This is a genomic window from Amycolatopsis sp. NPDC114504 (genome assembly GCF_055633595.1).
Genome location: NZ_JBVKDU010000002.1, coordinates 1,220,310 through 1,233,456, shown reverse-complemented (window position 1 = coordinate 1,233,456; position 13,147 = coordinate 1,220,310). Strand labels below are relative to the sequence as shown.

Genomic DNA, 13,147 nt, shown 5'->3' with positions numbered 1-13,147 from the left:
CACCCGCACTCGAGAAGGACTCATGACGGAAACCCTGCCGCCGGCTCCGGAAAGCGACCGGATCGAACCGGTCGACATCCAGCAGGAGATGCAGCGCTCGTACATCGACTACGCGATGAGCGTCATCGTGTCGCGTGCGCTGCCGGACGTGCGTGACGGCCTCAAGCCGGTCGCCCGCCGCATCCTGTACTCGATGTTCGACTCCGGCTTCCGGCCGGACCGCGGGTACAACAAGTGCTCCCGCGTCGTCGGCGACGTCATGGGCAACTACCACCCGCACGGCGACTCGGCGATCTACGACGCGCTCGTGCGGCTCGCCCAGCCGTGGTCGCTGCGCTACCCGCTGATCGACGGACAGGGCAACTTCGGCTCGTCGGGCAACGACCCCGCGGCCGCCATGCGGTACACGGAGTCCCGGCTCGCGCCGCTGGCCATGCAGATGCTGGCCGACATCGAAGAAGACACCGTCGACTTCCGCGACAACTACGACGGCCGCACGCAGGAGCCCGACGTCCTGCCGTCGCGGTTCCCGAACCTGCTGGTCAACGGCGGTTCCGGGATCGCGGTCGGGATGGCGACCAACATCCCGCCGCACAACCTGCGCGAGGTTTCCGAGGGCGTCGTCTGGGCGCTCGAGAACCCCGAAGCGGACGACGACGAACTGCTGGCCGCGCTGCTGGTGCGGATCAAGGGCCCGGACTTCCCGACCAAGGCGATGATCCTCGGCACCTCCGGCATCGAGGACGCCTACCGCACCGGCCGCGGCTCGATCCGGATGCGCGCGGTCGTCGAGGTCGAAGAGGACGCGAAGGGCCGCACGATCCTGGTCGTGTCCGAGCTGCCGTACCAGGTCAACCCGGACAACCTGGTCGAGAACATCGCGAACCTGGTCCGCGACGGCAAGCTCACCGGCATCTCCGACATCGCCGACGAGTCCAACAGCCGCTCCGGCATGCGGATCGTCGTCACGATCAAGCGGGACGCCGTCGCGAAGGTCGTGCTGAACAACCTGTTCAAGCACACCCAGCTGCAGCAGAACTTCGGCGTCAACATGCTGGCCCTGGTCGACGGCGTGCCGCGCACGCTGCGGATCGACCAGATCATCCGGCACTACGTGAAGCACCAGGTCGAGGTCATCGTCCGGCGGACCCGCTTCCGCCTGAAGAAGGCCGAAGAGCGGGCCCACATCCTGCGTGGGTACGTCAAGGCGCTCGACGCGCTCGACGAGGTCATCGCGCTGATCCGGCGGTCGCCGTCCGCCGACGAAGCGCGGCCGGCCCTGATGGAGCTGCTGGACGTCGACGAGATCCAGGCCACCGCGATCCTCGACATGCAGCTGCGGCGCCTCGCCGCCCTGGAGCGTCAGCGGATCATCGACCAGCTGGCCGAGATCGAGCTGGAGATCGCCGACCTCAAGGACATCCTCGAGAAGCCGGAGCGCCAGCGCGCGATCATCCGCGACGAGCTGATGGCGATCGTCGAGAAGTACGGCGACGACCGGCGCACGAAGATCATCGGCTTCAGCGGCGACGTCACCGACGAAGAGCTCATCGCCGTCGAGGACGTCGTCGTCACCATCACCCGCACGGGGTACGCCAAGCGAACGAAAACCGACCTGTACCGCTCGCAGAAGCGCGGCGGCAAGGGCGTGCAGGGCGCGACGCTGAAGCAGGACGACATCGTCCAGCACTTCTTCGTCTGCTCGACGCACGACTGGATGCTGTTCTTCACGAACAAGGGCCGTGTCTACCGGACCAAGGCGTACGAGCTGCCCGAGGCCAACCGCAACGCGCGCGGCCAGCACGTGGCGAACCTCATGGCGTTCCAGCCGGACGAGCAGATCGCCCAGGTCATCCAGATCAAGAACTACGAGGCCGCGCCGTACCTGGTGCTCGCCACCAAGCGCGGCCTGGTCAAGAAGACCAAGCTCACCGACTTCGACTCGAACCGCTCCGGCGGCCTCATCGCCATCAACCTGCGCGAGGGCGACGAGCTGGTCGGCGCGGTGCTGGCCTCGGCCGAGGACGACCTGCTCCTGGTGTCGGCCGAAGGCCAGTCGATCCGCTTCCACGCGACCGACGAGGCGCTGCGGCCGATGGGCCGCCCGACGTCCGGCGTGCTCGGCATGCGGTTCAACGACGGTGACGAGCTGCTCGGCATCAGCGTGGTCAAGGAGGACAAGTTCCTGCTGGTCGCGACGGACGGCGGCTACTCCAAGCGCACCCCGATCGAGGACTACCCGGTCCAAGGCCGCGGCGGCAAGGGCGTGCTCACCATTCAGCACGACCGGAAACGTGGCAGGCTGGTGGGTGCACTCATCGTCGACGCCGAGGACGAGCTCTACGCGATCACCTCGAGCGGCGGCGTGATCCGCACGCCGGCGGTCGACGTGCGCAAGGCAGGGCGGCAGACGAAGGGGGTCCGGCTGATGAATCTCGGCGAAGGCACCACTCTTCTCGCCGTCGCACGCAACGCGGACGAGCCCTCGGACGTCGCCAATGGTGACACCCCCGAGGATGCCCCGGCTCCGGAAGCACCTGACGCGGGTGAGGAAACGACGGCCACGCCGGAGCAGTGATGGTTGCTCTCCGACGACGGCCCCACGGCACGGGTAAGGACTGACTCTTCGTGACACCAACCGAGAATCCCGAGGCAGCGGGTTCGAACGGGACTCCGGCGAGCCCGCCCTGGCAGCGGGTCGGCAAGGACGGCGACTCCGAGGCAACGGTGAAGCTGGCCACGGACGAGGCGCTCTTCAAACCCGAGCCGGCGACCGACGAGACGCAGCCGGTCTCCGCTGAGCAACGCACAGTGGTGACCGGCAGCGCGGCCCCCCGCCTCTTCGGCGACGCCCCACCCAGCGCCGAGCCATCCGCGGCGGCCGTCCCGTCGGCGTCGTCCCAGCGAGCCCGGCCCAGCGCGCTACGGCGCCCGGGCCGCGGCCCGCGCCGGGCATCGCTGCAGGTCAAGCGCTTCGACCCGTGGTCGGTCCTGAAACTGTCCTTGGTACTGGGCGTCGCGATGTTCTTCGTCTGGCTGGTAGCGGTAGGCGTCCTGTACACGGTCCTCGACGGCATGGGCGTCTGGGACAAGCTGAACGGAACGTACTCGTCCCTGGTGGGCGGCGAAGGAGCCAACGCCTCCTCGGAACCCCTGATCAGCGCGGGCCGGGTGTTCGGCATCGCAGCCATCCTCGGCGCGATCAACATCGTCCTGGTCTCAGCCCTGGCCACGGTCAGCGCGTTCATCTACAACGTGTCAGCCGACCTCGCGGGCGGCCTCGAAGTCACCCTGTCGGAACGGGAGTAACCCGGTTGCAGGGCCCCCTCGGGGGTCCTGTAAAGTTCTCCTCGTTCAAGGGCCTATAGCTCAGGCGGTTAGAGCGCTTCGCTGATAACGAAGAGGTCCCAGGTTCAAGTCCTGGTAGGCCCACGCAGAACAAGCCCGATTCACCACTTTGGTGAGTCGGGCTTTCTGCTGTCTGCGTGACTATCCGGTCTTCACCAGGACGAGCCGGCGACGCGTCAAGGTGCGAACGCCCAGGCCACCATCAGCGGGAACTCCGCTTGCCAGAACGCACCGCCGTGAGAGCCGATTCGTTCCTTCATGACGACCTCCGCGCCTGCGTTGCGCAGCGCGTCGGCCCATCGGGTCGCGTTGGCGAGGAACCACGGCTCGCTCCTGCCGCCGACGAGATACGTGCGCGGGAGCCGTTTCGGCAGCACCGCGGGTGGTCGGTATCCGCCGCCCGGTGATGCGCACAAGATGGCGCCGTAGCTCTCGGGATGGCGAAGTCCGATGGCGAGCGCGAGCTCTGCGCCGGCCGAGACGCCGAACACCGCGGTTCGCTCGACGGGTACCGCGATGCCGAACCGCGTTCGTGCCCATCGAGGTACGTCTTCTACGAAGAACTTCTCGTGTGCGGCGAACCGTTCCGGGTCGAAAACGAAGTCGGCCGTGCTTTCGCCCAGTGAGTACTCGTGGATTCGCTTTGTCTCGTCGTCGAGGCGGTGTGCGGCGACGATCATCGTGGGCAGCGAACCGGCTTCCTCGAGAACGCGCCCCCACGAGGCGATCGACGGACCGTCGCCGGTGAACACGACGGCCTGGGGTGGATCCGCCGGAACGTACGCTGTGACCTGCCGGCCACCGTCGTAGTCGAGCGTCTCGGTGACGAGACGTCCCGCCGATGGGGTCATTCCGACGGGGTCAGCAGGACGATCGGGATCTCCCGTTCCGTCTTCTCCGCGTATTCGTCGTACAGCGGGAAGATCTCGGCCATCTTCGTCCACAGCGGACCGCGCTCGGCTGCCGTGGCCACTCGGGCCTGGGCCGTCAAACGGCGGGTTCCCACCTGGACTCCCACGCTCGGGTTCGCCTCGAGGTTCTTGAACCACGCCGGGTCTTCGTCGGCGCCGGCTTTGGACGCCACGACCACGAAGTCTTCGCCGGAGGTTCCGTAGATCAGGCACGTGCGGCGCGGGACTCCGGTCTTGCGGCCGGTTGTGGCCAGGATCAGCGTGTACACGCCGTTCGACTCGTGGCCTTCCGTGCCGCCCGAGTTCAAGTACGTGCGGGTTTGCTCGGCGACCCAGTCCCACTGCGAATCGGTGGCGCGGTCGAGGTCATCGGCGACAGCCATCGTGGCGTCCTCTCCTCAGTAATGGGATTCAGGCGATCTTCTCGGCCAGCGCGATGATGATGCCCTCGGGGCCGCGGACGTAGACCAGCTGGTGGCTGTCGCCGTACGTCACGCGGTCGCCCATGATCTCGGCGCCGTGGGTGCGCAGGCGGGAGAGGACCTCCTCCGTGTCGTCGACCGCGAACATGATGCGGCGGAAGCCGAACGCGTTGACCGGTGCGTTCTGCTCAGCGGGGCTGGGAGACGCCGGGCTGTGGAACTTCATCAGTTCGAGCCTGCAGTGGCCGTCCGGGGTCCGCACTACCGCCAAATCACAGTGGACGCCTTCGAGGGCGACCAGGCGGTCCACGTCCGGTCCCTCGACCGTCGCCTTTCCTTCGAGCTCCAGGCCGAGGTCGAGGAAGAACTCGATGACCGCCGCCATGTCGTCGACGACGAGGCCGATGTTGTCCATCCGCTGGATTGCCACGATTTGCTCCCCTGGTCGCGCGGCCCTCGTGGCCGCTCGTGCTCCAGGGACGGAGCCGGCGCCACGTTCTCGACACGTAACCACAAAACAGGTCAGCCCTGCCGGGAAGAGAATGTACCGGCAGGGCTGAGCGGTCACGGTCGATGCGCGCCACGGTCGCCTCTCGGCGATGAGGCGCTTCGCGGCTCCAGCCGGACGGAACTCCGCGAAGGCAGTGGTTGAGGCCCGGGGGACACGGTGGGCACACCGACCAGTGGGTACAACGAGACACCCCGTCCGCGTATTTCCCTCCACGTGTGACGTGCGTTACCCGCGCGATCAAGGTTCCACGTGGAACCACCGCCCCCGACGGCGGCCGGCGCCGGTGCAGTAACATCGCGGGGTAAGGGAAGCAAGCTGAGAAGGGGGGCTTCGGTGAAGAAGCTGCTGGCACTCGCGGTCATCGCGGGCGGCGTCCTGTTCGTCGTGAAGCGCAACAAGGCGGCCAAGGCGGAAGCCGACCTCTGGCGTGAGGCGACCGCGCCGGTCCCCTCGAACAACGGCACCACTCCGGCCAAGCCGGCGGGTGCGTCCCACAACTGAGTTTCGGCGGGCGTCAGCCCGCACCCGGGGCTGTAGCTCAATTGGTAGAGCACCGCCTTTGCAAGGCGGGGGTCAGGGGTTCGATTCCCCTCAGCTCCACACAGTCTGACCAGCGGTTTTAGGCTCACGCCACGATCGGAATTGATCTCTGTCAGTCATTGTGACGGCGAGTACTCTAAAGATCATGGTGCGGAAGGCTGACCGCAAGGCCCGAGAGCGTGGGCACATCCGGCGACGAGGGAACTCGTTCCAGGTCAGTGTGTACGCCGGCGTCGACCCGCTGACCGGCAACCGGCTCTACCTCACCGACTCCACGACCGACGAGAAGGAAGCGGAGCGGATCCGGATTCGGCTGGTCGCCGAGGTCGACGAGGAACGGCACGCGCGAAGCAAGGGCACCCTGCGCGTCGCGATGGAAGACTGGCTGCGCCTGGCCGAACTCGGCGACGAGACCCGAGAAGGCTACGAGATGTACGCCAGGCGGTTCATCTACCCGGCATTCGCTGACGAGCCCCTTGCAAGGATCAAGGTGCGGACGCTGGAGGAGTTCTACGCCGACCTGCGCCGGTGCCGGGCTCGCTGCGACGGCCGGCCATTCCTAGAGCACCGGATCGACGGACCGCACGAGTGCCGAACGGCGAAGCACCGGCGTCCGCCGGGCCGACCGCCGGCAGCTGGCTATCCACCGCATGATTGCGCCGAAAAGGGCTGCAAGATCACCGAGTGTCAGCCGCACGCCTGCAGCCCACTCGCCAAGGCAAGCGTGCTCAAAATTCACTCCATGATTAGCGGCACCTTCTCCGCCGCCATGCGGTGGGAGTGGGTGAAGAGCAACCCCGCGGAAGTGGCCGTCAAGCCGAAGGCCCCGAAGCCCGACCCCAAGCCGCCGACGCCGGACGAGGCTGCTCAGATCATCAACGCGGCCTGGGAACAGGACGACGTCTGGGGCACGCTCGTGTGGCTGGTCATGGTGACCGGAGTCCGTCGCAGCGAACTGACCCGTCTCCGGTGGCGCGACGTCGAATTCACGAACCAGAAGCTGGCCGTGCACGAGACCAAAAGCGATCAGCCACGGCGAATCGCACTCGACGACGCGACGATCGAGGTACTGCGCGACCTGCGGACGCTGTACGAGGAGCGCGTGCGCGCGCTCGACGTCAAGCCGACTCAGCAGGCGTACCTTTTCTCTTACGCGCCAGCGTTCGACCAGCCATGCAACCGCTCCGCCGTCACGCATCGCTACGGGCGGATGTGCGCATCGATCGGTATCGACAGCCACCTGCATGCGCTACGGCACTACTCGGCTACCGAGCTGATCCTCGCGGGAGTCGACCTTCGCACTGTCGCCGGCCGGCTTGGCCACTCCAACGGAGTCACCACGATGAGGGTGTACGCCGCGTGGGTCGCCGAGGCCGACAAGCGCGCGGCCGACATTCTCGGAGGTCGAATGAAACGGCCCAGTCGTAAGCAGGTTCATCCTGACAAGTCGCCTGGTAGTAAGCAGCTATCGGTGCCGTACGACGTCACGCGTGCCGTCTGTTCCCGCTGGCCAGCCCGCGGCGAGTCGTGGGCTGCTGCTGTGGAAGCCGAGTTGGCCGAACTGTGCCGCAGCTACGATGCTCGCCCAAAGCAGATCTTGGCTGCTCGCTACGGGCTGGTCGTGTCGGTCGAAACCTCGAGCGGACTGCTGATCATGAAGTCGACGCCTGATCCTGCTGGTGCTCTCCAGGCCTGCGCGGCGCAACGGCTCGCAATGCTGGGCGTCGCGCCCGCCGTCCACCAAGTCGTGGAGTCCACGGTCGGCACGTGGACAGTTATGGATCAGGTGCAGCCGGGGACAAAGGACATTCGGTCGGCTTCGGTTGACGAACTCGCCGACGTCCTTCGCCCGCTCGCCGGCGCCCTGCAATCTCAGGAGTTCCCGCCCGTCTCCAGTTGGCTGCGGGAGCGCCTGCTCGGTGGCGACGCGGCAGACCTCCCGCCCGACACCGAGGCGGCGAGCGACGAAGAACGGAAGCGAGCCTTACCGATCCTCGCGCAACTCGTTGAAGGTGAGTCGCGTTCCTTGTGTCATGGGGACCTTTCGTCGGGCAACGTGCTTCGCGGGGAACGCGGGCTGCTGGTGATCGATCCGCGCGCAGTGTCGGGAGATCGTGAGTACGACGCCGCCGTTCTCGCTCTCAAGGCGGGCCGTCCAGTCGGCGAGGTGGCACGTCGAGTGCAGCTCGATGTTTCTCGCGCTGAGGCGTGGGGCGTGGTCGCTGTCGCTGCTCGCGTCTGATGTAGACCCTCTCGGAGGGACTACACAGGCGTGCGAACGTCCAACAAGTCGCTCATTGCTCCAATGATCGCGTCAGCTCCGAGGCGCTCGAAACGTTGGCGCTTGCCGGCCTTGTTTGCGTAGCCAACGGCGACGGCTCCGGCAGCCTGCGCGGCCTCGATGTCCGTAGCGGAATCGCCAATCATGAGGCACTCGGTAACCGCGCAGCTCAAGATCACTGCCGCCCGATGGAGCAAGTGCGGGTGAGGCTTCAGTAAGCTGGGGTCTGGATCGACCCTCGAAGACACGCCGGCCACGAGGGACCTGAGACTGTGCTGCTCCAGATAGGCGCGCACCGCCGCGGCGGAGTTGTTGCTCACGACGACTACCGGTCGTCCAGCCACGTTGAAGTGTCGGAGCACTGCATCAGCGTCGAGAGTTGGCTCGGCGCGAGAGACCGCGACTTTCTCGAGTTCGGCGAGCTCCGCCTCTGCGCTAACGAGTTTCGCCGGTTCATGGCGGGCGACGTAACTGAGTAGCTCGAATGGTTCCTGAGTCTCAGGTGCAGCATCGAGCCCGAGACGAGTTCGTAGCTCGTCAGCCACGGCCGCCGGACTGAAGCTGCTGAAAACGGAGCAGATGGGCCCGTCGAAGTCGAGCAGAACGCTCGACGTCCTCTTTAGTGCCGCTGCGAGCTGCTCGGCGGTCATGGCTGGTAGTCCCGGCCCACAGTGGTCCACAGGGAGTCGAACCACATCCGTGACTGGCGAGTGAACTGCGAAGCGAGGCTGTCCTCATCACTGTCTGCCGAGTAGTGGAACAGGATCGTGTCCTTACCCATCAAGTCCCAGATTGCCGTCCGCTCACCGTCGAGCGTGACTTGGTGCTCCTGAACGGGGTAGTACCCGAAAAACGTCTCGCTGTCGTTGATCACGTACAGCTTGAACAGCGGTACGGCGGGGTTGAAGCGCACCTGCGCTTTCGCCTCCGGGACGAGCCCGAGTTCTGCGAGTTCGGCTACCGCGTCCACGATCGCCAGGGTGTGGCGCTCCATGATTCGCGTGGCCCGCGCTCGGAAGGCGGGACTGTCAGCGAGGTCGTCGACTTGGGCAGGTAGCGTCCACGGCCGCCGCGGATCCGGCACGAGCAGTCGAATCGATAGCGAGTCGGGCCGGAGACGTCCGTCACGGATCTTGTCCAGCGGCTCGGTGATAGCTCCATGCAGTGTCTCACCGGAGAAGCCGGCGAAGTCGACAGATACGTCGGGCTGCTCGAAAGCGCGCTCGAGGTGAGACCGCAGGTCTACCGGTCGCTGCGCGCGCTCGCGGACGTAGACGCCGCTGCCTTGCCGAGACACGACTAGGCCTTCATCTCGGAGCAGTCGAATCGCCGTCTGCACTGTCATGCGTGCGACGCCGAACTGCTGCGACAGTTCCGGACCGGACGGCAGCTTCTCCCCGGCCTTGAACGTCTTCGTCAGGATCGCCGCACGTAGCGCGTTCGCGACCTGCTGGTAGGGCGGTCGAGGGTCGTCCGGGTCGAGTTGCATGCAAATCAGGGTACGACGCCTGTAGCGGTCCAGGCTAGCCAGCCTAGACAGCCTGTTGACATGGCTAGCCATGCTGGCTATCTTCAAACATGCCCAGCCAAGCTAGGCATGTGCGAACCGGCTGGGACACCGGAGACAAAGCGACCCGGACGGGGGTGCCACCCCGTCCGGGTCTCGCATCGGACATTTGGAGACCCAGATGCAGGAACAAGCTACGACACACGAGGTCCAAGCCGCTCGTGGCCAGACTCGTGAACTACTTCGCGACATAGCGCTGCAGGCTGCGATGAGGAAGCGCCTGGCAGGGGTGCCGACCTACACGGTGCCCGAGGCCGCGGCGCTACTCAGCCTCTCGCAGGAGTACGTCTACCGCCTGATTCACGCCGACGCGTTTCCGGCGCTCCGGCTCCGTCGAGGCGCAGGACAAGGCCGCTACGTAGTGCCGGCGAAAGCGGTCGAGCAGCTGCTCGACTTCGCCGCGACGGCTGGCAACTGCGTCGACGTCGCCGAGTGGGTCGACGCCTGGCGCGCGACGTCGGCTGGGGGTGCGGCCTGATGCGCACTTTCGGTGCCGTCCTGGTGGCGGCGACGTTGATCTTTATCGGTGCTCTCTTGAGCGACTGGCATGTGAAGGTCGCGGTGATCTGGCCGTGGTTCGTGGTCGCGGGTGTCGCCGCGGGTGTGTTTCGCCTGGTCGAGCTGGTGCAGGGCAACGCGACCCGGGTAGTGACGCTGGCAGCCGGTCTGGTCGGCCTGTCGGTGTGGTTCGTGGGCTGGGTGCCGGCGGAGACACCGGGCTACGGGGTGTGGCCGTGGGGTTTCGTGCTCGGCGGCCCCGTGCTGCTGTTCGCCCTCGCGCTCAGCCTGCGCGGCCGAGGCGGCTCGCGCGGCGTACTGGGCCGCTGGTCGCGGCGGTCGCGCCGTAACGGCGGGGTGGCGTCGCGGTTCATGATCTGGCGGAAGGCGTCGAAGCGGGCGATGCGGCGCAAGGCGCGGACGTTGAAGCCGTCGCTGAAGAACACCTCCCGGTGGCAGCGTCGCCGGACCGCGGTGACCGAGTACGCCGCGCGGCTGGCCCGGGTGGGCTGGCAGTGGATCTGGTCGCCGGTCGAGGACGTCACGCTGACCCTCGGCGGGCCCCGCTCGGGCAAGACCGGGCACCTGGCTGGCCTGCTGATCGACGCCCCGGGCGCCGTGCTGGCCACCAGCACCCGCACCGACCTGATCGAGCTGACCGCGAAGCTGCGCGAGCGTGACCACGGCCCGGCGTACGTGTTCAACCCGTCCGGGCTGGGCAAGCTCGATTCGACGATCACGTTCGACCCGCTGACCGGGTGCGAGAACCCGGTGACCGCCACCTACCGCGCGACGGACCTGCTGCCGGCCGAAGGCGGCAGTGACGAGCGGGAGCACTGGGTGTCCCAGGCCCGCCGCGCTTTGGCGACGCTGATGCACGCCGCCGCGCTGGGGGAGCTGTCGATGGCCGAGGTCGCCGAGTGGGTCGCGTCCCCGGAGCGGGCGGCGGATGAGGTGCTGCGGTTGCTGCGGCGCTCGCCGGAGCCGATGTTCGTCGCGACTGCGGAGCAGTTCCTGACCACCAACGACCGGACCCGGTCCTCGATCACGACGACGATCATGCCCGCGTTGGCGTGGCTGACCGACCCGACCGCGAAGGCCGCCGCCACCGGCGGCACGTTCGACGTCGCCGAGCTGCTCGAGTCGAAGGCGACCGTCTACCTGCTCGGGGCGGAGGAGGCCCACACCGCGCCGTTGCTGGCTGCGCTGACCGGGCACATCGCCCGGGAGGCTCGCCGGGTCGCGACCGAGTCGCCGTCGGGGCGGTTGGACACCGCGTTCACGCTGATCCTCGACGAGGCGGCCCTGATCGCGCCGGTGCCGCTGGATCGCTGGTCTGCGGACATGGGTGGCCGGAACATCACCATCCACATCGGAGCCCAGTCCCGCGCGCAGCTGCGGCAGCGGTGGGGTGACATGGGCTGCGCGGCGATCATGACGAATTCGGCGAGTGTGCTGATCCTCGCCGGCGCCCGCGACGACGCCGACCTGCAGGCCTATTCGCTGCTCACGTGCGAGCGGCGCGAGATGGTCGAGCACGAGGACGAGTCGGGCCGGGTGACCGGGCGGAGCCCGCAGCGGGTGCCGGTGCTCTCGGCGGGCGAGATCTCCCAGCTGCCCGAGCGGCACGTCGTGGTGGTGCGCCGCGGGATGCCGGTCGCGGTGGGGAAGCTGCGGATGGCGTGGGAGCGCCATGACGTCAAGGCGCTGGCCCGCGCCGAGGCTCGCGAGGCGTTCGTGGCCCGCTGGTCCGCGCGGCACGAGACGGCGACGACGTTCCTGGCCGCAATGGTCGACACTCTCGCCGACCGGGTCGAGCCGTGGATGGCCCGATTCGAGCAGTGGGCCGCGACCCGCAAGAGCACCCGCGAAGCGGAGCCGGTGACGGTGCCGGCGCAGGACCACACCGAGCCGATCCTGCGCGCCGACACGGTCCGGCTGGACCGCCCGGCCGACCCGGCCCCGGCGGCCGAGCCCGCGCCGGGCGCGCCTGCGGCGGCGGATCCGCTGGCAGCGCTGGATGCCGAGCTGGATGCCACCTGGGCCGACGCCGCCCGCGACGACCACGAGGGGCGGTGACCGGTATGAGCGCGAACAACGACTCCGGTGCCTGGCACCAGAAGCTGCAGCGCCAGCAGGAAGCGATCGAACGCGCGCGCCGCGAGGCCGCCCGCAAGGAAGGGAACCGGTGACCGGGATGAGCACCATGCCGACGGGACCCATCAACACCGCCCGGATCACCACCGTGATCACCCAGCTCGCCCGCGACGTCGCGCAGACCGAGACCGGCGAACGGTTCGAGCTGGTGGCCGCGCTGGTGGAAATCATCGTGTGGCGCGCCCTGCACGGACAGACCGCGCAGCAGATCACCGACTACCTGGCCGGGCAGGTCGCAGCCGGGCTGCGGCTGGAGTTCGTGGCGTGGGTGGTCGCCGAGGCCGGCCACCGCCTCGCCGCGTCGACCGGCCCGGAGCGGGGGCGGGTCCGATGAGGATGGACCTTCCCGCCCTGATTGGGCGCGGCACGACGACGATCTCGGCGCGCTACTGCACCAGCGACCCGTATGCGATCACCGTCGAGTTCCCGGCCGAGGTGTGCCCGCAGGAGTGGGTGATCGGGCGGGACTTGCTCGCCGAGGCACTGACCGCCGACTGTCGGGTCGGTGACGGGGATCTGCGGGTGTTCGCCCGCGGCGACCTGGTGGTGCTGGGGTTCGCCACGCCGGACGGGGGCGGCTGGGCGGTGCTGCGCCGCGACGACGTCGCCGCGCTGCTCGGCCTGACCCACCGCATGGTCCGTCCCGGCGAGGAGTCGCGGTTCGTGGACTGGTCGGACACCGCCGAGTTTCCGGGGGTGGCGCTGTGACCGCGAAGGCGAACCGGACCCGGGTGTGGTTGGTGGCCGGGGCGTCGGGCCTGTGTGAGCCGGCGGATCACCCGTCGGTGCGCGATGACCTGATGCGGGTGTGGGTGTCCGGTGTGGACGGCCGCTATCACACCGCCGACGGTCGCCACCACGCCGACTGGATCGAGCTCCATGCCCGCTTCGACCTGGTGGAGGTGGCCTGAA

The 13,147-nt window shown here is 67.8% G+C and carries 14 protein-coding genes and 2 tRNA genes; 11 read left to right on the top strand and 5 right to left on the bottom strand.

The genetic code is table 11. From position 1 onward, the window contains the following. The first annotated feature begins 22 nt into the window (after positions 1 to 22). The 3 genes from gyrA (at position 23) to ACZ7PG_RS17810 (ending at position 3,432) form a co-directional block, all read left to right on the top strand. A complete protein-coding gene (gene gyrA, locus ACZ7PG_RS17820; RefSeq protein ID WP_470240125.1) occupies positions 23 to 2,578 on the top strand; it encodes a DNA gyrase subunit A in 2,556 nt (851 codons plus the stop codon). A 50-nt stretch (positions 2,579 to 2,628) separates the two neighbouring features. After that, the gene (locus ACZ7PG_RS17815; protein WP_470240124.1) at positions 2,629 to 3,309 is read left to right on the top strand and encodes a DUF3566 domain-containing protein; all 681 of its coding nucleotides are present in this window, start codon (positions 2,629 to 2,631) and stop codon (positions 3,307 to 3,309) included. Positions 3,310 to 3,358: 49 nt separating this feature from the next. Beyond that, positions 3,359 to 3,432: transfer RNA gene (locus tag ACZ7PG_RS17810), tRNA-Ile, on the top strand. A gap of 92 nt (positions 3,433 to 3,524) precedes the next feature. Here the strand turns inward: ACZ7PG_RS17810 and ACZ7PG_RS17805 are convergent. The 3 genes from ACZ7PG_RS17805 to ACZ7PG_RS17795 form a co-directional block, all read right to left on the bottom strand. Continuing rightward, positions 3,525 to 4,100 carry an alpha/beta hydrolase-fold protein gene (locus ACZ7PG_RS17805; RefSeq protein WP_470240123.1) on the bottom strand — a complete coding sequence of 192 codons (576 nt, stop codon included), beginning with the start codon at positions 4,098 to 4,100 and terminating at the stop codon, positions 3,525 to 3,527. A gap of 95 nt (positions 4,101 to 4,195) precedes the next feature. Beyond that, positions 4,196 to 4,642: a nitroreductase family deazaflavin-dependent oxidoreductase gene (locus ACZ7PG_RS17800; protein WP_470240122.1), complete on the bottom strand. Its 447-nt coding sequence runs from the start codon at positions 4,640 to 4,642 to the stop codon at positions 4,196 to 4,198. Positions 4,643 to 4,670: 28 nt separating this feature from the next. Next, positions 4,671 to 5,111, bottom strand: a complete 441-nt coding sequence (locus ACZ7PG_RS17795) for a VOC family protein (protein ID WP_470240121.1) — start codon at positions 5,109 to 5,111, stop codon at positions 4,671 to 4,673. Between the two features lie 414 nt (positions 5,112 to 5,525). Here ACZ7PG_RS17795 and ACZ7PG_RS17790 point away from each other — a divergent pair, with 414 nt between their 5' ends. The 3 genes from ACZ7PG_RS17790 to ACZ7PG_RS17780 all read left to right on the top strand — a co-directional run bounded on the left by ACZ7PG_RS17790 (position 5,526) and on the right by ACZ7PG_RS17780 (position 7,974). Next, positions 5,526 to 5,693 carry a DLW-39 family protein gene (locus tag ACZ7PG_RS17790; protein ID WP_086679331.1) on the top strand — a complete coding sequence of 56 codons (168 nt, stop codon included), beginning with the start codon at positions 5,526 to 5,528 and terminating at the stop codon, positions 5,691 to 5,693. A 26-nt stretch (positions 5,694 to 5,719) separates the two neighbouring features. Then, a tRNA-Ala gene (locus tag ACZ7PG_RS17785) sits at positions 5,720 to 5,792 on the top strand. 85 nt (positions 5,793 to 5,877) lie between these two features. After that, positions 5,878 to 7,974 (top strand): tyrosine-type recombinase/integrase, encoded by a 2,097-nt coding sequence (locus ACZ7PG_RS17780; RefSeq protein ID WP_470240120.1) that lies wholly within the window; start codon positions 5,878 to 5,880, stop codon positions 7,972 to 7,974. A gap of 20 nt (positions 7,975 to 7,994) precedes the next feature. Here ACZ7PG_RS17780 and ACZ7PG_RS17775 read toward each other — a convergent pair whose 3' ends face one another. Both ACZ7PG_RS17775 and ACZ7PG_RS17770 read right to left on the bottom strand, forming a co-directional pair. After that, positions 7,995 to 8,663: an HAD family hydrolase gene (locus ACZ7PG_RS17775; protein ID WP_470240119.1), complete on the bottom strand. Its 669-nt coding sequence runs from the start codon at positions 8,661 to 8,663 to the stop codon at positions 7,995 to 7,997. Continuing rightward, complete coding sequence (locus ACZ7PG_RS17770; RefSeq protein ID WP_470240118.1) at positions 8,660 to 9,502, bottom strand: GntR family transcriptional regulator; 843 nt, start codon at positions 9,500 to 9,502, stop codon at positions 8,660 to 8,662. The genes ACZ7PG_RS17775 and ACZ7PG_RS17770 overlap by 4 nt, the downstream gene beginning before the upstream one ends. Before the next feature lie 286 nt (positions 9,503 to 9,788). Between ACZ7PG_RS17770 and ACZ7PG_RS17765 the strand changes: the two genes are divergently transcribed. The 5 genes from ACZ7PG_RS17765 to ACZ7PG_RS17745 all read left to right on the top strand — a co-directional run bounded on the left by ACZ7PG_RS17765 (position 9,789) and on the right by ACZ7PG_RS17745 (position 13,146). After that, the gene (locus ACZ7PG_RS17765) at positions 9,789 to 10,058 is read left to right on the top strand and encodes a helix-turn-helix domain-containing protein (protein WP_470240117.1); all 270 of its coding nucleotides are present in this window, start codon (positions 9,789 to 9,791) and stop codon (positions 10,056 to 10,058) included. Beyond that, positions 10,058 to 12,157, top strand: coding sequence for a type IV secretory system conjugative DNA transfer family protein (locus tag ACZ7PG_RS17760; RefSeq protein ID WP_470240116.1), 2,100 nt, complete (start codon positions 10,058 to 10,060; stop codon positions 12,155 to 12,157). The genes ACZ7PG_RS17765 and ACZ7PG_RS17760 overlap by 1 nt, the downstream gene beginning before the upstream one ends. A gap of 127 nt (positions 12,158 to 12,284) precedes the next feature. Continuing rightward, a complete protein-coding gene (locus ACZ7PG_RS17755; RefSeq protein WP_470240115.1) occupies positions 12,285 to 12,569 on the top strand; it encodes a hypothetical protein in 285 nt (94 codons plus the stop codon). A 2-nt stretch (positions 12,570 to 12,571) separates the two neighbouring features. Continuing rightward, positions 12,572 to 12,943 carry an SsgA family sporulation/cell division regulator gene (locus tag ACZ7PG_RS17750; RefSeq protein WP_470240114.1) on the top strand — a complete coding sequence of 124 codons (372 nt, stop codon included), beginning with the start codon at positions 12,572 to 12,574 and terminating at the stop codon, positions 12,941 to 12,943. After that, positions 12,940 to 13,146, top strand: coding sequence for a hypothetical protein (locus ACZ7PG_RS17745; RefSeq protein ID WP_470240113.1), 207 nt, complete (start codon positions 12,940 to 12,942; stop codon positions 13,144 to 13,146). Before ACZ7PG_RS17750 ends, ACZ7PG_RS17745 begins: the two co-directional genes overlap by 4 nt. The last annotated feature ends 1 nt before the right edge of the window (position 13,147 follow it).

Bases quoted from the DNA above. Each gene is read 5' to 3' on its own strand.
- gyrA (WP_470240125.1), top strand. From the start codon at position 23: ATGACGGAAACCCTGCCGCCGGCTCCGGAAAGCGACCGGATCGAACCG.
- ACZ7PG_RS17755 (WP_470240115.1), top strand. From the start codon at position 12,285: ATGCCGACGGGACCCATCAACACCGCCCGGATCACCACCGTGATCACC.
- ACZ7PG_RS17750 (WP_470240114.1), top strand. From the start codon at position 12,572: ATGGACCTTCCCGCCCTGATTGGGCGCGGCACGACGACGATCTCGGCG.
- ACZ7PG_RS17775 (WP_470240119.1), bottom strand. From the start codon at position 8,663: ATGACCGCCGAGCAGCTCGCAGCGGCACTAAAGAGGACGTCGAGCGTT.
- ACZ7PG_RS17765 (WP_470240117.1), top strand. From the start codon at position 9,789: ATGAGGAAGCGCCTGGCAGGGGTGCCGACCTACACGGTGCCCGAGGCC.
- ACZ7PG_RS17770 (WP_470240118.1), bottom strand. From the start codon at position 9,502: ATGCAACTCGACCCGGACGACCCTCGACCGCCCTACCAGCAGGTCGCG.
- ACZ7PG_RS17780 (WP_470240120.1), top strand. From the start codon at position 5,878: ATGGTGCGGAAGGCTGACCGCAAGGCCCGAGAGCGTGGGCACATCCGG.
- ACZ7PG_RS17760 (WP_470240116.1), top strand. From the start codon at position 10,058: ATGCGCACTTTCGGTGCCGTCCTGGTGGCGGCGACGTTGATCTTTATC.
- ACZ7PG_RS17800 (WP_470240122.1), bottom strand. From the start codon at position 4,642: ATGGCTGTCGCCGATGACCTCGACCGCGCCACCGATTCGCAGTGGGAC.